Annotated in this window: 18 protein-coding genes; 14 read left to right on the top strand and 4 right to left on the bottom strand. The window is 48.5% G+C overall.

The window, feature by feature from the left end:
• Positions 1 to 10 precede the first annotated feature (10 nt).
• A complete protein-coding gene (ligA, locus tag KNQ03_RS15110; RefSeq protein WP_214725371.1) occupies positions 11 to 2,005 on the top strand; it encodes an NAD-dependent DNA ligase LigA in 1,995 nt (664 codons plus the stop codon).
• A gap of 469 nt (positions 2,006 to 2,474) precedes the next feature.
• Here the strand turns inward: ligA and KNQ03_RS15105 are convergent, their stop codons facing one another.
• On the bottom strand, positions 2,475 to 3,056 hold the full coding sequence (locus KNQ03_RS15105; protein ID WP_050678992.1) for a class D sortase: 582 nt from the start codon (positions 3,054 to 3,056) through the stop codon (positions 2,475 to 2,477).
• A gap of 134 nt (positions 3,057 to 3,190) precedes the next feature.
• Here KNQ03_RS15105 and KNQ03_RS15100 point away from each other — a divergent pair, with 134 nt between their 5' ends.
• The 3 genes from KNQ03_RS15100 to KNQ03_RS15090 all read left to right on the top strand — a co-directional run bounded on the left by KNQ03_RS15100 (position 3,191) and on the right by KNQ03_RS15090 (position 6,683).
• The gene (locus KNQ03_RS15100) at positions 3,191 to 4,369 is read left to right on the top strand and encodes a CamS family sex pheromone protein (RefSeq protein ID WP_047394974.1); all 1,179 of its coding nucleotides are present in this window, start codon (positions 3,191 to 3,193) and stop codon (positions 4,367 to 4,369) included.
• A 270-nt stretch (positions 4,370 to 4,639) separates the two neighbouring features.
• Positions 4,640 to 5,494 carry a MurR/RpiR family transcriptional regulator gene (locus KNQ03_RS15095; RefSeq protein WP_050678993.1) on the top strand — a complete coding sequence of 285 codons (855 nt, stop codon included), beginning with the start codon at positions 4,640 to 4,642 and terminating at the stop codon, positions 5,492 to 5,494.
• A 13-nt stretch (positions 5,495 to 5,507) separates the two neighbouring features.
• Positions 5,508 to 6,683, top strand: coding sequence for a M20 metallopeptidase family protein (locus KNQ03_RS15090; protein ID WP_214725369.1), 1,176 nt, complete (start codon positions 5,508 to 5,510; stop codon positions 6,681 to 6,683).
• Positions 6,684 to 6,738: 55 nt separating this feature from the next.
• Here KNQ03_RS15090 and KNQ03_RS15085 read toward each other — a convergent pair whose 3' ends face one another.
• The gene (locus KNQ03_RS15085; protein ID WP_023467094.1) at positions 6,739 to 6,933 is read right to left on the bottom strand and encodes a YwbE family protein; all 195 of its coding nucleotides are present in this window, start codon (positions 6,931 to 6,933) and stop codon (positions 6,739 to 6,741) included.
• A 195-nt stretch (positions 6,934 to 7,128) separates the two neighbouring features.
• On the opposite strand from KNQ03_RS15085, the gene KNQ03_RS15080 reads away from it, so the two are divergent.
• From KNQ03_RS15080 to glsA, 3 genes are all read left to right on the top strand, one after another.
• Positions 7,129 to 7,986 carry a DnaJ C-terminal domain-containing protein gene (locus KNQ03_RS15080; protein ID WP_214725367.1) on the top strand — a complete coding sequence of 286 codons (858 nt, stop codon included), beginning with the start codon at positions 7,129 to 7,131 and terminating at the stop codon, positions 7,984 to 7,986.
• A 6-nt stretch (positions 7,987 to 7,992) separates the two neighbouring features.
• A complete protein-coding gene (gene clpB, locus KNQ03_RS15075) occupies positions 7,993 to 10,569 on the top strand; it encodes an ATP-dependent chaperone ClpB (RefSeq protein ID WP_214725365.1) in 2,577 nt (858 codons plus the stop codon).
• A 127-nt stretch (positions 10,570 to 10,696) separates the two neighbouring features.
• On the top strand, positions 10,697 to 11,629 hold the full coding sequence (glsA, locus tag KNQ03_RS15070; RefSeq protein WP_023467099.1) for a glutaminase A: 933 nt from the start codon (positions 10,697 to 10,699) through the stop codon (positions 11,627 to 11,629).
• Here the strand turns inward: glsA and KNQ03_RS15065 are convergent.
• The gene (locus KNQ03_RS15065) at positions 11,620 to 12,408 is read right to left on the bottom strand and encodes a CHAD domain-containing protein (protein ID WP_149426803.1); all 789 of its coding nucleotides are present in this window, start codon (positions 12,406 to 12,408) and stop codon (positions 11,620 to 11,622) included. The genes glsA and KNQ03_RS15065 overlap by 10 nt on opposite strands.
• Positions 12,409 to 12,500: 92 nt before the next feature.
• Here KNQ03_RS15065 and KNQ03_RS15060 point away from each other — a divergent pair, with 92 nt between their 5' ends.
• The 5 genes from KNQ03_RS15060 to KNQ03_RS15040 all read left to right on the top strand — a co-directional run bounded on the left by KNQ03_RS15060 (position 12,501) and on the right by KNQ03_RS15040 (position 19,922).
• Positions 12,501 to 13,856: an MATE family efflux transporter gene (locus KNQ03_RS15060; protein ID WP_023467101.1), complete on the top strand. Its 1,356-nt coding sequence runs from the start codon at positions 12,501 to 12,503 to the stop codon at positions 13,854 to 13,856.
• Positions 13,853 to 16,411, top strand: coding sequence for a bifunctional lysylphosphatidylglycerol flippase/synthetase MprF (mprF, locus tag KNQ03_RS15055; RefSeq protein ID WP_214725363.1), 2,559 nt, complete (start codon positions 13,853 to 13,855; stop codon positions 16,409 to 16,411). Before KNQ03_RS15060 ends, mprF begins: the two co-directional genes overlap by 4 nt.
• Positions 16,412 to 16,594: 183 nt before the next feature.
• A complete protein-coding gene (gene nagA / locus KNQ03_RS15050; RefSeq protein WP_214725361.1) occupies positions 16,595 to 17,752 on the top strand; it encodes an N-acetylglucosamine-6-phosphate deacetylase in 1,158 nt (385 codons plus the stop codon).
• Positions 17,749 to 18,510: a glucosamine-6-phosphate deaminase gene (gene nagB / locus KNQ03_RS15045; protein ID WP_050679000.1), complete on the top strand. Its 762-nt coding sequence runs from the start codon at positions 17,749 to 17,751 to the stop codon at positions 18,508 to 18,510. The genes nagA and nagB overlap by 4 nt, the downstream gene beginning before the upstream one ends.
• Before the next feature lie 299 nt (positions 18,511 to 18,809).
• Positions 18,810 to 19,922 carry an LCP family protein gene (locus KNQ03_RS15040; RefSeq protein WP_231681811.1) on the top strand — a complete coding sequence of 371 codons (1,113 nt, stop codon included), beginning with the start codon at positions 18,810 to 18,812 and terminating at the stop codon, positions 19,920 to 19,922.
• 56 nt (positions 19,923 to 19,978) lie between these two features.
• On the opposite strand, the gene phnF is transcribed toward KNQ03_RS15040, so the two are convergent.
• The gene (gene phnF / locus KNQ03_RS15035; RefSeq protein ID WP_029340766.1) at positions 19,979 to 20,713 is read right to left on the bottom strand and encodes a phosphonate metabolism transcriptional regulator PhnF; all 735 of its coding nucleotides are present in this window, start codon (positions 20,711 to 20,713) and stop codon (positions 19,979 to 19,981) included.
• Positions 20,714 to 20,841: 128 nt separating this feature from the next.
• Here phnF and KNQ03_RS15030 point away from each other — a divergent pair, with 128 nt between their 5' ends.
• Together KNQ03_RS15030 and KNQ03_RS15025 are read left to right on the top strand one after the other, a co-directional pair.
• The gene (locus tag KNQ03_RS15030) at positions 20,842 to 21,990 is read left to right on the top strand and encodes an alanyl-tRNA editing protein (RefSeq protein ID WP_214725359.1); all 1,149 of its coding nucleotides are present in this window, start codon (positions 20,842 to 20,844) and stop codon (positions 21,988 to 21,990) included.
• Positions 21,987 to 22,415, top strand: a complete 429-nt coding sequence (locus KNQ03_RS15025; RefSeq protein ID WP_050678062.1) for a GNAT family N-acetyltransferase — start codon at positions 21,987 to 21,989, stop codon at positions 22,413 to 22,415. Before KNQ03_RS15030 ends, KNQ03_RS15025 begins: the two co-directional genes overlap by 4 nt.
• Positions 22,416 to 22,470: the final 55 nt, after the last annotated feature.

Here is a 22,470-nt window from a genome sequence, read left to right as displayed (position 1 = left end):
AGGTCCACGGATGGACGCAAGCCAGCGTATAGATGAGATTCGTCAAACATTGAACCGATACAGCTACGAATACTACGTACTGGATCAACCAACGGTACCGGATGCGACGTACGATCAATTGCTTCGTGAACTGACGGAGTTAGAAACAGAGCATCCAGAACTGATCACACCGGACTCTCCGACGCAACGCGTCGGAGCAGCACCGCTCGAAGCGTTCGAGAAGGTGACGCATGATTTACCGATGCTGTCGCTCGGAAACGTCTTTGATGAGACGGAAATTCGCGAATGGGTCGCTCGGATTGAGCGGTCGCTCGGACGTTCGACGACGTATGTCGCCGAACTGAAATTCGATGGACTTGCCATCTCGCTGAAATACGAAGACGGGCGATTCGTCCGTGGGGCGACGCGTGGCGATGGAACCGTCGGCGAAAACATCACGCAGAATCTACGGACGATCAAAGCGTTACCGCTTCGTCTGCAGGCAGAAGAGACGGTCGAAGTCCGCGGTGAGGCTTACATGCCGAAACAATCGTTCGAACGCTTGAATGAAGACCGGGCAAGCCGGGAAGAGACATTGTTCGCGAATCCGCGTAACGCTGCAGCAGGTAGCCTGCGTCAGCTGGATTCGTCGATCACAGCGTCGCGCAATCTGTCGTTATTCGTGTATGGCGTCGGCGTCAATACGTTGACGGCCCGTTCGCATAGCGAAGCGATGGCACAACTCGCTTCACTTGGGTTACCGACCAATCAACATATGCAGACATGTGAGACGGTGGAAGAGATTCTTGCCTATATCGCGCACTGGACGGAAGCACGCGCGAGCCTGCCATATGAGATCGACGGAATCGTCTTGAAAGTCGATCGATACGATGATCAGGAGGAGCTCGGCTTCACAGCAAAAAGTCCCCGCTTCGCGACAGCCTATAAGTTTGCGGCGGAAGAAGTCATGACGACGGTAGAAGACGTTGATTTCAGTGTCGGTCGGACCGGGAAAGTCACACCTCGCGCCCGTTTTGCACCGGTCGTCGTCGCAGGATCGACGGTGACGTATGCGACACTACACAACGCTGACTTCATCGCTGAAAAAGATATCCGCCTTCAGGACTCGGTCATCATTAAAAAAGCAGGCGATGTCATCCCGGCAGTCGTACAAGTCGTCACGGCAGAACGGACAGGGGAAGAGACACCAATCGTCTTCCCGACACATTGTCCGGCTTGTCAGTCGGAACTTGTCCGTCTCGAAGGTGAAGTCGACATCCGCTGTGTCAGTCCGGAATGTCCGGCGCAATTGATGGAAGGCATCATTCACTTCGTTTCGCGTCAGGCGATGAACATCGACGGTCTCGGTGAAAAAGTCGTCCGTCAATTGTATGATCATGAAGCAATCCGGACGATTGCCGATTTATATCGACTCGATCGTGAGGAGTTGTTGACGTTCGACCGGATGGGTGAGACGTCCGTTGATAAATTGCTTGCGGCGATCGAAGCCTCGAAACAGAACTCGGTTGAGCGTCTCTTGTTTGGTCTCGGAATCCGACTTGTTGGTCAAAAAGCGGCGTATCTTCTAGCGGAACGTTTTGATTCGTTAGCAGGGATTGCGGCTACAAGCTACGATGAGATTGTCGCAATCGATGGCATTGGGGGGAAAATCGCAGATTCAATCGTGAAGTACTTCGAGCATCCGGAAGCACAGGCATTGATTCGTGATTTGGAACAACTCGGCGTCAATCAACGTTTCCTTGGTGAACGGATCGATCAGACGAATGCACCGCTCGGCGGCAAAACGATTGTCTTGACGGGAACGCTCGAGAGCTTAAAACGGTCAGAGGCCGGTAAACGACTCGAAGCACTCGGAGCCGATGTGACAGGAAGTGTCAGTAAAAAGACGGACGTACTCGTCGCAGGGGAAAAGGCAGGCTCTAAACTGACGAAAGCGGAATCGCTTGGTATCGAAATTTGGGATGAAGCGCGTCTGTTAGAAGAATTAGCTAAACACGAAGCGTGAAAAGAATGAATGAGAACGATCAAATAAAAAGGAAGGCGGAATTCCGCCTTCCTTTGAAACTGAAGATAGTGTGCAATTTTTCTCTAACGAGAAGGATTGCGCTTTTTTGTTCGTCTCGCATCGTTTTCCTGGGACAAGCATCGCGCCGCTTCGCTTCGCTGCAGGGTCGCTCTTGCTTGTTTTTTCCTAGGAAGCGATGTCGAGGGAACAAAACGCTTCTCTGATCTTTCTTCCGGGGATAAAAAAGAATGACGCGTCATACGCCACTCCTACAGGAAAAAGCGCGATTTTGCGCTGTCAGAGACAAACGAGACCCGTTTTCCTGCTCGAATGGAGCGGGAAAACCGGCTTGTGTCTCGCCTGAGGAAAGGGCGTGAAAAGACGCGTCATTTTTTGAGTCATCCTTCTTTTTGTCTATAATCTGAAAGGAAGGCGGGATTCCGCCTTCCTTTATTCGTGTTCATCCTTGTCACGAAGCAATCGTTTCGCTCCGAATCAAAGTACCTTGTTTGATGAGACGATTCGTTGCCGTTTCTGGTGGATCACAGGTGATCAATGTGATGGTTGGGGAAGCGACGGATTGGTCGAGAACGGACAATGTCGTCGGTGTGACAAGACGACTGGACGTGATGCGGTACGTATACCGATGTGTTTTTGTCGTGACGACGACGGTATCGCCTTTTTTGACGTCAGGCAGACGATTGAAGTGAAGCCCTTCCGTGAAACTTCGGTGTCCGGCGAGCGCATAATTGCCTTTTCCAGGTGATCCGGTTTCTGGAATATGACCGATACTACGGTCCAACACCGCTGTCGTCGAACCCTCTAAGATGACTTGTTCAAAATCAATGCTTGGAATCGAGAGCAATCCGACACCAGATGTAGCAAGGGGTTGTTTTGTCTCTTTCGCATCGACGGTCTTCAAACTTTTGGTCCATTGTTCCTTTAAATTTGCTGCTTCCTGTTCACGCTGATAGTCACTGATGAAGGGCCAAGCAATAAGGGCGATGCCTGCCAGTAAAAAAAGCAAACCGATGAATTTACGACGTGTCATGAGAAAAAGTCCTTTCGGATACGCCAAGGCGCATCATCTTTTTTGAAAATCAGGGAAAAACTTGTCCTTCCCCGATGGAAAACGATTCTGTTATGATAAAGAGAACGATTTAAAAACATGGGGTGCAAATAGAGATGAACTATAAAACAGCAGTAGCGTTGACGTTATCGAGCACGTTATTTTTAGGTGCTTGTTCGTTCGACCTTTCGCCAAGTAGCGATACAAAAGAAGTCATTACTGAAAGTGAACAAGGTAAGGAAGTCCAAGCCGTTGTCAGTCCAGCCATTGATACGACGGATTCGTACTATCGGACGGTCTTGCCGTTTCGTCCAAGTGTCGCACGTGGAATGACACAAAAACGTGTCAGTTCACGTCTTGAGCTCGATGAAATCGAAACGGGTTTAATGCGTCATTCGACACAGTTTTTTGATCCGGAAAAATACTATTACCAAGAAGGTCAGTTACTCGAAGCCGACCAAATCGCGAAATGGTTGTTGCGAAAAGGAAAAGCAGGCGATGGCGTCAGCGATCCTGAAGGTCTGAACCCAGCCTACACGTCTGGTAAGTCGTATAAAGAAAAAAACCAAAAGTCACCTATGATTCTATCGCATATCTTAGAGCAAGACTACATGCTTGAAGAAGATAAGAAACTCGAACTTGGTGGCACGTCGATTGCGCTTGTCTTAAATAGTGAGTATGTGTTCCAAGATGAAAACTATGGACCGACCTATACCGTTAAACTTGATGAAAAGAAAGTCGTTGCTGAAGGGAAGCGGATGGCAAACGATTTAGTCAAGAAGATGCGTAAGACACAAGGGATGAAGACGACACCGATTCACGTCGCCCTCTACCTCCAGGAAAAAGAAGGGTCACCGGTTTCCGGTCACTATCTCTCGTCTGCATTCATCGGTCGCGGGAATCAAATCAGTGCGAACGACTGGAAAAACTACAATGAGCGCTATTACTACTACCCGTCAGCACGCGCAACGAATGACGTGCGGGATGATGCAGCGAAATTCGATTTATTCAAAGACCGCCTAGAAGACTACTTCCCGAACTACACCGGTATGATGGGGGAAGGCTTCTATCAAGAAGATGAACTTAAAAAGCTTGAGATGAAGATTCCCGTTCAATTTTACGGAAAAGCAGAACTCGTCGCATTCGTTCAGTACGTGACGTACCTGCTTGAGAATCGTTGGGAGTATAATCGAAACATTCCAACGACGATCACTGTGACGAACTTGAACGGGGATACGGAAGCGATGCTATTCCTCGATCCGGATACAAAGAAACCGATCGTCAAGATTCGTTGATTTCTCCATTCACTTTATGTAGCGACATTCCTCCAATGGGCGGAATGTCGCTTTTTTGTACGACGGATGCTGGAAGAGAGAAGCATATGAATCAGAAAGGAAGGGTATGGAAGAAGAATGGTATTTTGTTTCACTTTCCCATTTTTTAGATTTACGAAAGCCAGTAGAAGAGAGCATAATGAAAGAAGAACAGTTCTACACACAGGAACGACGAGGTAAGTGATGAATCGTCAGTTCTTTTAAGAAGAAGAGGATAAAGGAGAGATGTAGATGAAAGGCGGTATCTATTCACAAATCGGTGCAGTTCGAGAGGAACTACCATCGTCCTCACGAAAAGTCGCAGACTATGTCTTGACGCATATGAACCAAATTGCGCGCATGACGATCCACCAACTTGCAGAGGAATCAGATACAAGTGCCGCTGCAGTCGTCCGCTTCTGTCGCGCGCTTGGATTAAAAGGATACCCGGAGTTGCGGATGCGCATTTCTGCCGATACAGCACGGACGGATTTAAAAGGGTATCACGATATCGAAAAGGATGAACGTCCCGTCGACTTGATTGAAAAAACGCTTAGTAACAGTATTCAAGCATTACAGGATACTGCGAAGCAGTTGAATGATGAACGGATTGCGGATGCGATTGATGTGATTGATCAGGCGCGTGCGATTTATTTTTATGGGATTGGGGCATCCCATGTCGTAGCCGAAGACGCTGCTCAAAAATGGACGCGTGTCGGGAAACTAGCGATTCAAGAAACGGACCAGCATCTACTTGCGACGATCTTAGCGAATGCACGTAAAGAAGATGTCTTCTTTGCGATTTCCTATAGCGGAGAAACAGAAGAGGTCGTCGAATTGATCCGTTTGGCGAAAATCCAAGGGCTGAAGGTCATCAGTCTGACACGTTTCGGGGACAACCGGATCAGCCAACTAGCGGATATCGCGCTTTGGACATCACGCGCTCCGGAAGCACCGCTTCGTAGTGCGGCGCTCAGTTCGCGTCTCGCCCAACTATTTGCGATCGATGTCTTGTTCTTATCGTATGCTGCGGGACATTATGAAGACACACTCGAACGCCTTCAATACACGCGGGAAAGCGTTAAGACACTGCATCAAAAGAAATAAGGGGGATACATATATGTCAGAACGAACTGCCGGACTAGAAGCGTTGTATCCAGAAATGGTCGAGCGCCGTCGCTATTTACATCAGCACCCAGAGTTGTCGTTTCACGAAGTCGAGACCCCGCGTTATATCGCGCGACATTTAAAAGCGCTCGGAATCGAAGTCAAGACGGAGGTCGGCGGACGTGGTGTCGTCGGGTATATTCGTGGAGGAAAACCGGGAAAGACCGTCGCGTTACGCGCCGACTTTGATGCCTTACCGATTGCTGACGCTAAAGAGGTCGCGTATCGGTCGACGGTTCCGGGTGTGATGCATGCATGCGGTCACGATGGTCATACGGCGACGTTACTTGCTGTCGCAGAGACGCTCATGCAACAGCGAGAATCATTACCGGGGAACGTCGTTTTGATTCATCAACATGCGGAAGAAGTCGTTCCGGGCGGTGCACGCGATATGATTGCGGACGGTTGTCTCGAAGGAGTCGATGTCATCTTTGGAACGCATCTTTGGTCAACGATCGATTTAGGACACGTAGGTGTTCGGACTGGTCCGATCATGGCGGCGGCGGATAAGTTCGAACTGACCTTATATGGAAAAGGCGGACACGGTGCGAAACCACATGAGACGATTGATGCTGTCTTACTCGGGGCAACAATCGTTAAGGAATTACAATCGATCGTCAGTCGTCAACTCAATCCACTGGAGCCGGCAGTCGTGACCGTTGGAACATTACATGCTGGGAATACGTTTAATGTCATTGCAGATCAAGCGATGTTGACAGGAACGGTCCGGACGTTTGATGAAGCGACAGCGGACGAGATCATTGAGCGGATGGAGCGGACGATCAAAGGAATCTGTGAGGCAGTCGGAGCAACGTATCACTTTACATACGAAAAAGGCTATCCAGCTGTCGTCAATCATGCTGCACCCACCGCATTGATTGAATCTGTCGCACGAGAAGTTTTAGGAGACGAGCGTGTATTTGAGATTGAACCGACGATGGGTGGCGAGGACTTCGCTTATTACTTGCAACACGTACCTGGTGCGTTCTTCTTTACAGGAGCGGGAGATGCTTCGTATCCACCGCATCACCATCCACAGTTTGATTTTAAGGAGCCGGCGATGCTCGATGCAGCGCGTATTCTCGTCGAAGCGACATGGCGTTACTTAGAACAAGCTACTGAATCATGAAAAAATCGCTCGTCTTGACTCCGAAAAGGAATCAGGACGAGCGATTGCTGTCTTTTTATCCTAAAATTTCTTGAACACGACCGACTTGACCGTCTTCTAAGCGCACTTTAATCCCGTGCGGATGTTGCGGAGATTTCGTGAGAAGGTCTTTGACGATTCCTTCTGTTCGTTTACCTGTTCGTTGATCTTGCTTCAACACGATGCTGACTTTAAGACCGGGCGTGATATTTTTACGTGTTTTACCATCCATCTGTAGATCCTCCCATCGTTCATTTCCTGTTTGGCTATCAGTATAACATGGTTCAGTCGGTGAAACTTGTTTGTCGCAAGGACGTAAAGTGAAAAGAGAACAGAATGTCAGAAAAAAGTTTGACTATATTTGACCAATTAAGATACGACTTTTATAATTAAGGTAATGAAGTATAGGAAAAGGAAGTGAATTCGAATGGCAAAAGACTACTACCAAACACTCGGTGTCGCAAAGGATGCATCGAATCAAGATATTAAGCGCGCGTACCGCAAATTGGCAAAGCAGTATCACCCAGACGTCAATAAAGAGGCGAGTGCGGACCAGCGTTTCAAGGATATCCAAGAAGCCTTCGATGTGCTTGGAGATGAGGAAAAACGAGCGAAGTATGATCGATACGGCAGTAACTTCGATCAGATGGCAGGCGCTGGAGCTGGTGGCGCTGGAGATTACGAAGATCTGTTCCGACAGTTCGGAGGTGGTGGACGGACACGACCTGGACAATCGTTCGGATTTGAAGATATGTTCGGTTCGTTCTTTAGTCAGGAAGAAGTGTCGACCGATGAAGAGCTTGAATTGACGGTCCCACTCAGTCATCTCAGTACGAACGAAAAAGTCACGGTGCGTCTTGCGACGGGTTCGATCCAGCTGACGCTTCCGAAAGACGTCTATGACGGTAAAAAAGTTCGCTTACGTGGAAAAAGTTCAATGCGTAACCGACAAGGTGTCGCGGGAGATGTTTACGTGACGATTCACTTGAAGGATGACGATCAGTTCCGACGGGTCGACCAAGACGTCATTTCAACCGTCCGTGTTCATCCGACGACGCTTGTGCTCGGAGGCGAAGTCGTCGCAGATACGCTTGAAGGGAAACGAATCAAACTGAAAGTCAAACCGGGCACGAAACCAGGAGCACGACTCCGGATTCCAAATCGTGGTCTGAGTCAAGCGAATGGTCATCGTGGGGCGTTACTTGTCCAACTCGAAGTCAAGTTACCTGAGATGGACCGTTCCTTTTATGAAGAGTGGGAACGTCAACTTGCAGTGAAGGAGTGATCAAGGATGGATTTTGAACGTTTAACGGATCGGGCACACGAGGGAATCGTCTCTGCCCAAGCGATCGCGAAACAACGTCGTCATAGTGAAATCACAGAATGGCATTTGTTACTTGCCTTACTTGCTCAAGAAGAAGGGATTGCACGAGTCGTCTTTGAAAAGCTGAATCAACGGATTGAGATATTGAATGGAGCGATTGACGAGGCGATTGGTAAACTTCCTGCTTTGTCCCAGGCGACGACGCCTCGGATCGGTAGCTCGTTGCTGAACGTGTTGACGGAAGCAGAGACGGAAGCGCGTCTCATGCAGGATGACTATGTCTCCGTCGAACACTTATTGCAAGCATTGATCAAACAATCAAGTCCAGCAGCTCAGTACCTACGTCGTCAAGGCATCACGGAAGAGACACTCCGGGAAGCGATCGTCAGTATGCGAGGCAATCGGAAGGTCACGACGAAAAATCCCGAAGAGACGTTTGATGTGTTGAAAAAATATGGACGTGATCTCGTAGCGGATTTCCGGTCTGGAAAAACAGATCCGGTCATCGGTCGTGATGATGAGATTCGACGTGTCATCCGGATTTTGAGTCGGAAGACAAAAAACAATCCCGTCTTGATTGGAGAACCTGGCGTCGGGAAAACGGCAATCGTTGAAGGACTCGCGCAACGGATCGTCCGAGGGGATGTACCGGAGAGTCTGAAGAACAAGCAGTTGTTCAGTTTAGACATGAGTGCGCTCGTCGCTGGTGCGAAGTATCGGGGTGAGTTCGAAGAACGCCTGCAGGCAGTCTTGAATGAAGTCAAGGAAGCCGAAGGACAGATTCTCTTATTCATCGATGAGCTGCATACAATCGTCGGTGCTGGGAAGACGGACGGCGCAATGGATGCCGGAAACATGCTCAAGCCGATGCTTGCGCGAGGAGAATTGCACTGTATCGGTGCGACGACGCTAGATGAGTATCGGAAGTATATCGAAAAGGACCCGGCGCTCGAACGTCGCTTCCAACAAGTCCTCGTCGCGGAACCGGATGTCGAGGATACGATTTCCATTCTGCGTGGACTAAAAGAACGATTTGAGATTCACCACGGTGTACGGATTCATGATAATGCGCTCGTCGCGGCGGCGATGTTATCCGATCGGTATATCACGGACCGGTTCATGCCGGATAAGGCGATTGATCTCGTCGATGAAGCATGTGCGATGATTCGGACCGATATGGAGTCGATGCCAGCTGAGCTCGATTCACTCGTTCGTCGGGTCATGCAGCTCGAAATCGAAGAAGCGGCGTTAAAAAAAGAAACGGATGAAGCATCCCGGAAACGACTTGCCGTCTTACAGCAAGAGCTCAGCTCTGTCCGGGAAGACGAGAGTGCGCTGCGGACGCGATGGGAACGGGAAAAAGAGAGTTCGCAAAGTGTCCAGCAGTTACGTGCGGATCTTGAGAAGGCAAAACTGGCGTTACAAGAAGCGGAAGGGCGCTATGATTTGAACCGAGCATCGGAAATCAAGTACGGTCAAATTCCGGATCTTGAGGCACGTCTGAAAGTCGCGGAAGAGTCATCTGAACACGTCTCACACGAACTCGTTCGAGAGGCGGTGACGGAAGAAGAGATATCCGACATCGTTTCGAAATGGACCGGCATTCCAGTGACGCGGCTTGCGCAGGGCGAACGGGAAAAATTACTTTATCTTGAAGATACGCTTCATGAGCGTGTCTTCGGTCAAGACGAAGCGGTCCGTCTCGTCGCGGACGCTGTCATTCGAGCGCGAGCAGGCATCAAGGATCCGAACCGCCCGATTGGCTCGTTCTTGTTCCTCGGTCCGACAGGGGTCGGGAAGACAGAACTCGCAAAAGCCTTGGCAGCCGCGATGTTCGATAGTGAAGATCACATCGTCCGCATCGATATGTCGGAGTATATGGAAAAACACAATGTCTCCCGTCTCGTCGGTGCGCCTCCGGGATATGTCGGTTATGAAGAAGGCGGTCAATTGACGGAAGCCGTTCGACGGAGTCCGTATTCGGTTCTGTTGTTCGATGAGATCGAAAAAGCGCACGGCGACGTCTTTAATATTTTGCTTCAGTTGCTCGACGATGGTCGATTGACGGATGCGCAAGGACGGGTCGTCGACTTCAAAAACACGATCGTCATCATGACGTCAAACATCGGAGCACCCATCCTGCTTGAAGCCGCCAAAGATGGTGTCATCGATGCAGCGGAAGAGGAAGCCGTTCGCCAAGAACTGAAGCGCCACTTCCGACCGGAGTTCTTGAACCGGATCGATGATACGATTTTATTCCATCCACTCCACCGGACGGAAATCGAACGAATCATCGACAAAGCGGTCGAGAAAATGAGTTCACGTTTATCTGGACGTGGCATTACGATTGATGTCACGGATGCTGCGAAGACGTTGATTTTCGAAGAAGCCTTCGAACCACAATACGGGGCGCGTCCAATCAATCGTTATATGCAACGAACGATTGAGACGAAACTTGCCCGTGCCTTGATCAGTGGGGCGATTCAAGATGGCGCCCGGATTGCGATTGACGTAGAAGACGGCGAACTAGTCGTCCACGGATGAAGCAGATGCTAGAAAAAGGAGTCGACTCGGCTGAAACGAGTCGACTCCTTGTAGCGTTTACGGAAGAACCATATCCGTATTCGTCAGATGCGTGATAAGCTAGAAAAAAAGAGAAAGAGGGAACGCCATGAATGTTACACAAGCCCAACTCGAGGAGTTGATTGAAGAATGCCGTCCGTATACAGTGCTTGGACAAGTCGCCAGTTATATCCCAGAGCTTGCGAAGGTTGATCCGACACAACTCGGAATCGCCGTCTGTAATGCCGACGGGACGTTCGTTTCGGCAGGTGATGCGGATACGATGTTTACACTACAGAGTGTATCGAAGATCATCACGCTCGCATTCGTTCTCGAGACATTCGGAGAAGATTATGTTTTTTCAAAAGTCGGGATGGAACCGACAGGCGATGCGTTCAATTCGATCGCAAAACTTGAAGAGACGATTCCGACAAAACCGCTCAATCCAATGATCAATGCAGGGGCACTAGCCGTGACGAGTATGCTACCGGGAACGGATGCTGCCGATAAATTACTTCAATTGCGTCAATTCATCGCAAAGCTATTGGATATTGAAGTAGAAATGGTAAAATATGACGCAGATGTCGCTGAATCAGAATTCGAAACGACGGATTTGAATCGGGCGTTGCTCTACTTCATGCGCTATCACGGTGTCATCGAAGGCAATGTCGAAGAAATCATCGACGTCTATACGAAACAATGTGCGATTTTGACGAACTGTAAAGGACTTGCCATGATGGGGAAAATTTTGAGTACATCCGGTAAGACGCCATCAGGACGCCAAGTCATTTCACGTCGGAACGCACGAATCATTCGAGCAATCATGACGACGTGTGGCATGTACGATGCATCTGGAGAATTTTCCGTCCAAGTCGGGCTTCCAGGAAAAAGTGGTGTTTCCGGTGCAGTCGTTGCTTGCGGTCGAAGTGATTTCGATATGGCCGATCTCGGAATCGGTGTCTTTGGACCATCGCTTGATGCCAAAGGAAACTCGATTGCCGGAACAAAGATGCTGGAATTACTCGTTCAACGTCATCCATGAGCGATTTCAATCTGATCAAGCGCAGAACGTAGTTCGTCCTCTAACCGCTTGATCTGACGCAAACGCTCTTCTTGATAAGCAGATGGAACCTCGAAAGAGCGCCATCTTTCTAATCGCTGATACGTGTCATTGATGTGTCCGAGTCGTGTCTGGGTTGCCTTTAGACGATCGACAGCAGACTTCGGTTGATGCGTGTAGGGACGAAGATACTCGACCGTATAACGGTATGCTTTTGTAGCAAGCCGTAATTCATGCATCCGTTCGACACGCTTCGTTCCATCCTTTCGTTGCACTTTTTCAAATTGTTCACGTTTTTTTTCATAGCGTTTCTCAGCGGCCTGAATCAGCTCTTTTTCTGACATCCGTTTGAGGCGCTTTGTCATCGGACCGGCTAAAAAGCGACGAACGGATCGATCCAGTTCATTGGAGATCAAGAGATGCATCGTCTCGATTAAAGTCGAACGTTTCCCTTGAAGTTGCAGAGCGACATGGTTCGCGAATAACTGATCGATTTCTGTTTTGTTTGAGGTTGCTTCGAGTTGTACGTCGAGGTCACGGACTTCGCCGAAAGCATGCATCAGCCGCTTCCAAATCAAATAAACGGGTTCCTCCGTTAAATCGACCAATCGGGCGAATGTGATTAGTTTCCGTAACCGAATCCGCGCTTGATGGACATCTTCCGGATTTTCAAACGTTTGAGCCTCTTTGGCATAATGATTGAAGGTCGACCATGTCTCAAGCAGTTCGAAAGTCAGCTTTTCAGTATCTCGATGGTTCATGAGATGAATCCCTCCTCGGATTATTTTCGTAAGAGTTCAAGAGTGCTAGGTTTTAAAATTAAGGAGGACACCTCCTGAAATGTGGTGGAAACATGTTAGAAACAGTTACGTTCTCAGGAAAGATGAAGCAATTCATGAAAATTTTCTTTCCGATCCTCGTAACGCAAGTCGCGTTTTACTTAATTAGTTTTTTCGATACGGTCATGGCCGGTCGATATGGTTCTGCTGATTTAGCAGGCGTCGGGGTCGGAGCAAGTCTCTGGGCACCCGTCTACACAGGACTGACCGGTATTCTACTTGCCGTCGCACCGCTCGTTTCCCAAGCGATGGGAGCAAAACGCGAGCGGGAAGTCAAACGGATCGTCATGCAGGCGTTGTACGTTGCTGTCGTGATCATTGGTTTGACTGTCGTCATCGGACTTATTGCTGTCAATCCGATTCTCGAACGGATGGAGTTATCAGCAGAGGCGCGTGAAGTCGCGCGAAATTATCTCGTAATGTTAGCACTCGGGATCGTACCGATGTTCGTTTTCTTCGTTTTACGAACACTCGTCGATTCATTAGGTAAATCAAATATCACGATGGTCTTACTACTAATCTCTTTACCCATTAACGTCCTTTTCAATTATCTATTCATCTTCGGAAACTTCGGTTTTCCGGAACTTGGTGGAGTGGGCGCGGGAGTTGCGACTGCCATCACGTACTGGATTCTCTGTCTAGCGATCATCGCTGTCGTCTTCAAAGGAGAATTATTTCAACGCCTTGGGATTCTGCGGCGCTTTTACCGTCCAGATATGAAGCGAATCAAGGAATTGATTCTACTCGGTGCCCCGATTGGTCTAGCGATTTTTTCTGAAGTCAGTATTTTCTCGGCGGTCACGTTGCTGCTCGGAGCGTACGGCGATGTCATCATTGGTGCCTATCAAGCGGCCATCAACTTCGCTTCGTTCGTCTATATGATCCCATTATCTGCTGCGTCCGCTTTGACGATCACAGTCGGTTTTGAGGTCGGTGCCAAACGGATTAAGGACGCTGTCCAGTACGTCGTCATTGGATTGACGATGTGTGTTGCCGTCTCCTTGTTCTCCGGGATCTTGTTGTACTTAAAGAATGAAGAACTTGCCGCTTTATATAGTCGTGATCCTCAAGTCATCGAAGCAGCCGCACATTTCATGATTTTAGCGATTTTCTTTCAACTGTCGGATGCCGTTGCTGCACCGACGCAAGGTGCATTACGTGGATTCAAGGATGTCAACGTCACCTTCTTGTTGACGATTGCTGCCTACTGGGTCATTGGACTACCATTAGGTTTTTATCTCGAACGCTATACGACGCTCGGACCAGATGGTTACTGGTGGGGATTGATCATCGGTCTTGCGGTCGGAGCAACGCTACTACTTGTTCGTCTTATGCATTTAATCCGTAAATCAAGGAGGCTGGCAGCTTGAAATTCTCAAAACAACGCATCATGACGATTGCGAAGATCATCTTGCCGATCGTCTTGATTGGATTCATTTTTTATCAAGGACAAAACGAATTGCGTAGTTTGTCGCTACAGGAATCGATTCAAGCGATTCGTCAAGTCCCATCTTGGCAATTCATCCTGTTGATTCTCGCAGGTCTTGCGGCAGTCTCGACGATGTTCTTTTATGACTTCTTCTTATTACGTTCATTGGAGGCGAAAGTACCGATCGGACTAATTTTCCGAGCATCCTGGATTGCGAACTCCTTTAACGGCATCATCGGATTCGGCGGTCTCGCTGGGATGGCGATCCGCTCCGCTCTTTATCGACCATTCGTTGAAGGCGGTCGTTTGTTGAAGGCGATCGGCTGGATGGCACCGACGTTGATCAGTGGATTGTCCATCTTATCTGCCTTATCGCTTCTACACGTTTTTCCGGCGTTTGAAGTGCTCGATTTAAAAAAATGGCTGTGGCCCGTCATCATTGGTGTCGCATTCTTCTTTCCACTCTATCTGCTGTTCTCGTTTCGACGAGGCAATAGTAGCATCCATCCGAAATCGATTGCGTTATATTCACTCGTTTCACTCGCAGAATGGTTCAGTGCTGGCGTTGTCGTCTATCTGATCTTGGCAGCGCTCGGAACGGATGTTAGTTTCTCAAAAGTCATCGGTGTTTTCATCATCGCTGCGACAGCCGGTTTGATCTCGATGGTACCGGGTGGGTTTGGTTCGTTTGACTTAGTGTTTTTGATCGGCATGCAGCGTGCGGGTGTCGAGGAAGGCATCGTCTTGACAGGATTATTGATCTACCGTCTTGTCTACTACTTGATTCCGTTCCTGATCGGTGTCATTTTCTCAGCTCGGGAGTTCAGCGGTCCGGTCGTCAAGATGATCGAAGACAAACCGATCGTTGGTCCATCGATGGAGGTCGGGGGCGTCATTTGGCGCTTACAACTGCGATTCCTCAGTAAAATTCGTCATTTCACACTCGCATTGATCACACTCGTTGCCGGGATCACGATCTGGGGATTGGCGATTTTACCACCTGTCTCGACGCAATATGAATATTTGGAATCGAAATTACCGCATGAAGCGCTGTTACTCGCGAATAGTTTCTTCTTGATGGGCGGCTTATTGTTCGTCCTCTTATCGACAGCACTGTATCGTCGAACAAAACGGTCGTTATATATGATGTACGGGGCATCTTTTTTCGCGTTGATTGGAATGGCACTTCGTGGTTTTAACTTGATTTCCTTCCTTGCCGTCATCATCGTCCTCGTCTTGCTACTGATGTCGCGAAAAGCATTTCACCGAGAACGAACGCTCATTACGACGACACGGTTCATCCGGGTTGCCTTCGCTGGTCTATTGTACATTGGAGGATTCGTCTTTTTTGGATACGCCTTCTATACACTCGGATCAGCAGACGGAACAAAAGTGTATCCGGCACATGAAATTTTCATGTTTGCAGCGAGTGCCTCTATCTTTGCGCTCGTGTATGTTCTCGTCTTCATCCGCTTATTCAATACATTCAATCAACCGGTTCTCGGTGAGCGATTCGATGCTGAAAAGATCGAGTTGGTGTTGCGTGAGCAGGGTGGGAATTATTTAAGCCATCTCGCGTTTCTAGGTGATAAACGTTTCTTCTTCTCCGAAACAGGACGTTCATTCATCCAGTTCAGTCAGACCGGCAATCGGATCATGGTCCTTGGCGACCCTAGTGGAGATCCGAAGGAGCATTCACAAGTCATCGCGTCTTTCTTGCGTCGCGTCGAAGATCTTGGATATATTCCGAACATCTATCAAATTCAAGCGCAAAATATGTCTCTCTATCATGATTTTGGCTTCAACTTCTTCAAACTTGGTGAAGAAGCGATGGTTGATATTCCATCTTTCACTGTATCAGGAAAAAAACGAGCTGGACTTCGGTCGATTAAAAATCGCTTTGAACGAGAGGGCATGACGTTCGAAGTAGTCGAGCCACCTATTTCAGGAACTCTATTAGCAGAACTACAAGAGGTCTCCGACGAATGGTTAGGAGGGAAGTCCGAGAAAGGTTTCTCGCTCGGTTACTTCCACGAACCTTATTTAAACCGAGCACCGATCGGCATCATGCGTGAAGCGGAAGGACGATTGATCGGGTTCATGACATTCATGCCTGCTTACCAAGAAGGGGTCCTATCGATTGACTTGATGCGTTTTCGACCAGATGGACCGAATGGAATCATGGATGCGATGTTCATCCGACTATTCGAGTATGCGAAAGATGAAGGCTACCACACGTTCAACATGGGAATGGCTCCGCTTTCGTCCGTCGGAGAGGACGAGACGTCCTTCTGGCAAGAACGTGTGGCAGCGGATGTCTTCAATAATATTCGCTACATGTATAGTTTCACCGGTCTACGACGATACAAAGAAAAGTACGATCCAAAATGGGAAGGACGATATCTTGCTTACCGAAAGCGTCAATCGTTACCGATGGCAATCTTAAAAGCAACGCGTCTGATTTCTCGAAAGAAAGACCGGATTTTATTACCATGATCGACTGACGCATGAAGTCGGCAATCGACGGGTATACAAAGGGCGACCCCATATCTACGGATATGCGGGATCGTCCTTTTATAATTTCGTTTAAATGTACAAAGGTCTATACAACTAGAATTAATCGCGTTATACTAGATACGGAAGCAAGTCATGGAACGGATAGAGAAAGGAAGATGCCAGATGACAGTGATCATCAATGCTCGGATTTACACGGGAGAGCAGACGATTGAAGACGGCTTCATTCGTTTTGACCGAACAATCAAGGCGATTGGACCCATGTCGAAATTCGAGGAAATCGCAGGAGAAGAGATGATCGATGCGCAGCATCAATCACTCATTCCGGGAATGATCGATGTGCATATTCATGGGGGATATGATGTCGATGTCATGGATGGAGATGTCGAGAGGTTGCGTCATTTCAGCCGACAGATGTTACAAGAAGGTGTGACATCATTTTTAGCGACGACGATTACTCAGGACTGGGGAAATATCACACGCGCGCTTGAGACGGTCCGAGAGGTCGTAGCGCAAGACGATACAACGATCGTCGGCGTTCATCTTGAAGGACCATTCATCAATCCGGATTATGCGGGTGCACAGCCTCACGAACATATCGTCGAACCGGATGTCGAGCAGTTCTTGAAATGGCAAAAAGCAGCAGGGAACACGATCAAGCTCGTCACATACGCTCCGGAACGCCCGGGAGCACGGGCGTTCGAAGAAGCGGTGCGCTTGACGGGTGCGATTCCGTCAGCCGGACATACAGACGCGACGTATGCCCAAAACCAAGCCGGTCACGTCACGCATGGTACCCACCTCTACAATCAAATGCGGGCACTTCATCACCGGGAACCAGGTACGGTCGGATATTGCCTCCTGACACCAGACGTCTATGCGGAGATCATTCCGGATGGGATTCACAGTGCGCCAGAAATGGTCGACTTCGCCTACCGAATGAAAGGCGCAGATCGACTGATCGTCATCACGGATGCGATGCGTGCAAAAGGATTAGCTGATGGTGAATATGAGTTAGGTGGTCAGGCTGTATTCGTTCGAGACGGTGCGGCACGTCTTGAAAACGGTAGCTTAGCTGGAAGTGTCTTAACGATGGACACCGCCTTACGGAATATCATCGCCTATACAGGCTGTTCGCTCGAAGAAGCGGTCCGCATGACATCGGTCAATGCGGCAAAAGAACTTCAATTGACTCAAAAGGGTAGCCTCTCGGTCGGCAAGGATGCGGACATCGTCCTGCTCGACGAAGCGCTACACATTCAAGAAACGATTCATCGTGGTACGCGACACCGGATCACGAACGGAAAGGAGTCTACCTCATGAAATGGATGATCGTAGAAAAAGGAGAAGAATTAGCACAGGTGGCCTATCAATTTTTGAAACAGGAAATTGAGCGTCACCCGGAAGGTTTGACGGTAGGACTGGCAACGGGAAGTTCACCGGTCGGCGTCTATGAAGAATGGCGGAAGGATTCGCTCGATTGTCGACATGTGACGACGGTTAATCTAGACGAATATGTCGGTCTCAGCCCAGAGCATCCACAAAGTTATCATACGTTCATGCAAGAGCATCTATTCAAAGATGTCGCGTTTAAGGAATCATTCGTTCCAATCGGGGACACAGAAGATCCCGTGCGCGAAAGTGAACGATATGAAGCGCTCGTCCGCAATCGAGGAATCGACATTCAATTACTTGGAATCGGAGCGAATGGACACATCGCCTTCAATGAACCAGGTACACCGTTCGATGCTAAGACACACGTAACGGAATTGACAGAGTCGACACGAGAAGCGAACCAACGATTCTTTGATCGATTAGAAGAAGTACCGACGAAGGCGATCACGATGGGAATCGGTACGATCATGGAAGCGAAGAAAATCCTTCTCGTTGCTTCTAGTGAACGAAAGGCAGAAGCGGTTCGCGACATGATGGAAGGTGTCGCAACAACGGATTGTCCAGCGACTGTACTCAAGCGTCATGCTGATGTCATGGTGATCTTGGACGAAGAAGCTGCATCTTTATTGTCAGATGACGCTAAACGTACAGGACGGGCGGCTTATCTGAATTTCATGAAAGTATGACGATGGAAGAGCGATGAATCAAAAGGGATAGAGACAATCATTGGATTGACTCTATTCCTTTTTTTGATTCTGTTGAGCCTAGTCTCAAGCGATTTTTTATTTTGATAGAAAGGCATCAACAGGACATATACCAAGATCATTCAATCTCATGATACAGCGCACTAAGGGTCCATGATTTTTTCAGTGCAACGATTCCATACGATTTCTTTAATCGAAACGTAAATTGACATTTCATTAAATGTACGGATAATGGAGATTAGCGAACTTTACGGAAAATTTACATGAAAATGAGGGTTTACATGATGGAAACGCGATCCGCACGAAAGAGACAGCCAAGTGCTGGCAAGATGTTCATGAAAGTCATCGCTGCACTCGTCCTGCTTGTCACAATCATCGGTTCTGGATATGCTGGAGCTGTTTTTATTAAAACGCAAGAAACATTGGCAAAGACGCAGATTAACATTCCCGGCTCGAAGGTGAGCTCTAAATATGATGATGTTCCGTCTGAATCGTTCTTGATTCTTGGGACGGATGAAACGAAAAAAAGTAAAGAACGAAATGAACCGGCGCGATCAGATGTCATGATCGTCGGAATCTTAAATAAAAAAACGGAACAATTAGTGTTGACGAGTATTCCGCGTGATTCACTCGTGAACATCGATTATTCGAAATACGATGTACCTTATGGTAAGACAGGTGTTGAGCAAGATAAAATCACCCATGCCCATTACTTCGGTTCGATGGATAAATCGAATTCCTATAATGGGATTAAATTAGCGCGTGAAACGACAGAAAACCTGCTCGGTATTCAAATCGATCACGTCGTTAAAGTTAATTTCCAAGGATTCGTTCAATTGATCGATGCATTGGACGGCGTAGACATCGATGTACGATATGCGTTCAAAGAGCAAGATTCAAAACGTAAAGCCGGTACTGTCACTGTTGATAAAGGGATGCAACACTTAACAGGAGAGCAAGCACTTGCTTACGTCCGGAACCGTCATGATGATCCGCTCGGTGATATCGGACGCGGTCAAAAACAGATGCAAGTCATTCAAGCGGTCGCCAAAGAAGCGGCAAGTTTCCGTTCCCTCAGTGCATACCGTGATATTTTGGATGCTGTCGGTGATAACGTCGAAACGAATTTAGGTCCGAACGATTATACACGCTTAGCAGATTTCACAGCAGCGTTACGTAACACGACGGAGTACCAACTCGCTGGAGAAGGTTATATTGGTATCAGCGGGAAATGGGAGTATCACCTCGATCCGAATCAATTGGAGCAAGTGAAAAGTAACTTAGCAAAAGCGATGCAAGGTCAAGAAGTCGAACCGATCAAGGAAGAGACAGACCCGGCACAAAGCACGACAGAAGAACCAGTGACGGAAACAGAAGCCGTTCCTGCTCAATAATATACGCTAAAAATCCCCTTGTATCATCGTCACTATACGACGATACAAGGGGATTTTTAGCGTTGTCGTTCCATTTCGACGGTGAAGGTATAGCGGTCTCCTCGGTAAGCGGAGATGACATATTCAAACGGTTGCTCCGTTGTAAGATACGTCAGTTGCTCGACAGATAAGACAGGCGAAGCGGTCGATAGACCAAGATGGCCCGCCTCTTCCTTCGTTGCCAGGCGTGATTCGAACGTTTGACTCGCACGCCCAAGGTTTAATCCGCTCGCTTCTGCAAATGCATAGAGCGATGCGGTCGCGACGTCTTGATCGAGTCCAGGTAAGAGCTGTTCCGGGATATAGACGGTCTCAAGGGCAAGCGCTTGCTCATCAGCAATTCGTAAACGTTTCAGTTCATACACCGATGCCCCTTCGCGAATCCGTAGCTTATTGGCAATCGTCATCGAGGCGTCGATGATTTGATAGGAAAGTAGCGCACTCGTCGGTTCTAAACCTAAGTGCTCCATCTCTTCCGAGAAACTCGTCAATCCAGACAGTTGCATGACGATTTTTTTATTCGCGACGAATGTTCCACGTCCTTTTTGACGAATCAAGTAACCGGCGTTGACCAAGTTTGAAATGGCTTGTCGGACCGTCATTCGGCTGATTTGGTGCGCTTCGGCAAATTCGCGCTCGGACGGGATCAGATCGCCAGGTTGAAGAACACCGCTTTCGATTTGTTGTTTTAAGGCAGCTTCGATTTGATAGTAGATGGGGAGTGGTGAATTTTTATTGATATGCTGAATCACGGCATTTCGTCCCTTCGCGATCGGTAGTCTTTCGTCTAGTGTACTAGGAAAAAGGCAAGCCGACAAACGATTCTGGATGAAATATGGCATAATACAGAGTGAAACTGACAGAGAAAGGTGGTCGAGGCATGCGCCCCGAACAAATAGAATCCGATGTCCGAACCTTTCAGACATCCATTCGTGCAACAAAACAAATAGATGGCTATTGGGTTGCTTTAAAGAAAAGTTACTTCTATCCGGAGAGCGGTGGACAGCCGGCGGATCGTGGAACATTGAACGACCAACCGGTCCTTGACGTTCAAATCGAAGACGGTGTCGTCTGGCACCAACTGGCGACGCCGCTCACAGGTGACGTCACCGGTATCGTAGATGACGCAGTCCGGATCGATCATGCGGCGCAGCATACGGCACAACATGTCATCTCTGCAATCCTACAAGATGAATCAAATATCAAGACACTCAGTTTTCGGACGGGAAGTGAGGTCTCGACGCTTGATATCGAGACATCTGAATGGACAACTATGCAACAAGAACAGCTGGATCGACGATTACGACATGTGATTGAACAAGGATTACCGATCACGGCGACAGAGTATGACGAGGCGGAAGCGCTACGCTTACCATTACGAAAAACACCACAAGTTGAAGGACGAATTCGTGTCGTTCAAATCGGCACACTCGATTATAGTGCCTGTGGCGGGACGCATCTTGATTCGACGGCACAGCTCGAGTCGATTCTCTTTACCGGAGTCGAGCGGATTCGTGGAAATATTCGTCTGTCCTATGTCGCGAAGGAACGGGCATACCAACTCGTTCAGGCAGAACGACGAGCCTTACGGGAAGCGGCGCAAGCCTTGTCGGTCAAACCAGTTCAAATGCTAGAAGCCGTCCAAGCGTTACAAGAAGAGCAGAAACGCTTAACGAAACAGGTCGAACACGCCCAGGAACAACTCGCAACGTTCACACTCGCTCACGCTTTAGAACAACAAGAAGGCATTCTTGTGTTTGAACATCTGGATGAAGAAATCAAAATATCCGAGCAACTTGCTAAAGCGATTCAAGAAGCGGGACGCGTCGGCGTCGTCTGGAATGCGACGACGAACAAGTTACTGATGAGTAGTCCAGGTGAACCCCATCTCGGGAAGTTCGCTAAAGCACATGTCCAAACATTTAACGGGCGAGGCGGAGGAAGTGCGGTTCAGGCACAGGCACAATTTACGAATCGGGATGATGCGATGGCATATGTCGATCGATTACGGGAGGAATATCAGTCATGACAGTCATTCAAGTACGTACAGCAGAACAACATCAAGCCGTCCGGATGATCCGGGAGCGTGTCTTCGTCGAGGAACAAGGCGTACCACGCCATCTTGAATACGATACACACGATGAGACAGCGATTCATCTGCTTGTCCTCGATGAAAAGAGTCGACCGGTCGCAACGGGACGTACCCGCCCATATGACGACCAAAGGATGAAGGTAGAACGTGTAGCAACGCTAGCGACAGCACGAGGAAAAGGATACGGTGGTGAGTTGATGCAGGCGATGGAGCGTGTCGCACGGCGTGAAGGGAAACAACTTCTGACACTCGGTGCACAAGTTCAAGCCATCCCGTTTTATCAAGGACTCGGGTATACGATCGTCTCCGATGAATTCGATGATGCGGGCATCCCACACCGGACGATGGAGAAAAAAATGTAAGTCATTTTGAAAGAAATCCTGCAAAAAGGGTTTCTTTTTTTTGTTTTCTATGTAT

Origin of the sequence: Exiguobacterium sp. s143 (genome assembly GCF_018618895.1) — a bacterium.
In the GTDB taxonomy this organism is placed as follows: Bacteria; Bacillota; Bacilli; order Exiguobacteriales; family Exiguobacteriaceae; genus Exiguobacterium_A; species Exiguobacterium_A abrahamii.
This window is presented reverse-complemented; position numbering and strand designations above follow the sequence as displayed.

Coding starts and splice junctions, on each gene's coding strand:
- KNQ03_RS15080 (WP_214725367.1), top strand. CDS start 7,129: ATGGCAAAAGACTACTACCAAACACTCGGTGTCGCAAAGGATGCATCG.
- KNQ03_RS15040 (WP_231681811.1), top strand. CDS start 18,810: ATGATGGAAACGCGATCCGCACGAAAGAGACAGCCAAGTGCTGGCAAG.
- nagB (WP_050679000.1), top strand. CDS start 17,749: ATGAAATGGATGATCGTAGAAAAAGGAGAAGAATTAGCACAGGTGGCC.
- KNQ03_RS15085 (WP_023467094.1), bottom strand. CDS start 6,933: ATGGATGGTAAAACACGTAAAAATATCACGCCCGGTCTTAAAGTCAGC.
- KNQ03_RS15060 (WP_023467101.1), top strand. CDS start 12,501: ATGTTAGAAACAGTTACGTTCTCAGGAAAGATGAAGCAATTCATGAAA.
- KNQ03_RS15095 (WP_050678993.1), top strand. CDS start 4,640: ATGAAAGGCGGTATCTATTCACAAATCGGTGCAGTTCGAGAGGAACTA.
- clpB (WP_214725365.1), top strand. CDS start 7,993: ATGGATTTTGAACGTTTAACGGATCGGGCACACGAGGGAATCGTCTCT.
- KNQ03_RS15105 (WP_050678992.1), bottom strand. CDS start 3,056: ATGACACGTCGTAAATTCATCGGTTTGCTTTTTTTACTGGCAGGCATC.
- glsA (WP_023467099.1), top strand. CDS start 10,697: ATGAATGTTACACAAGCCCAACTCGAGGAGTTGATTGAAGAATGCCGT.
- KNQ03_RS15030 (WP_214725359.1), top strand. CDS start 20,842: ATGCGCCCCGAACAAATAGAATCCGATGTCCGAACCTTTCAGACATCC.
- ligA (WP_214725371.1), top strand. CDS start 11: ATGGACGCAAGCCAGCGTATAGATGAGATTCGTCAAACATTGAACCGA.
- KNQ03_RS15065 (WP_149426803.1), bottom strand. CDS start 12,408: ATGAACCATCGAGATACTGAAAAGCTGACTTTCGAACTGCTTGAGACA.
- KNQ03_RS15100 (WP_047394974.1), top strand. CDS start 3,191: ATGAACTATAAAACAGCAGTAGCGTTGACGTTATCGAGCACGTTATTT.
- KNQ03_RS15090 (WP_214725369.1), top strand. CDS start 5,508: ATGTCAGAACGAACTGCCGGACTAGAAGCGTTGTATCCAGAAATGGTC.
- KNQ03_RS15025 (WP_050678062.1), top strand. CDS start 21,987: ATGACAGTCATTCAAGTACGTACAGCAGAACAACATCAAGCCGTCCGG.
- nagA (WP_214725361.1), top strand. CDS start 16,595: ATGACAGTGATCATCAATGCTCGGATTTACACGGGAGAGCAGACGATT.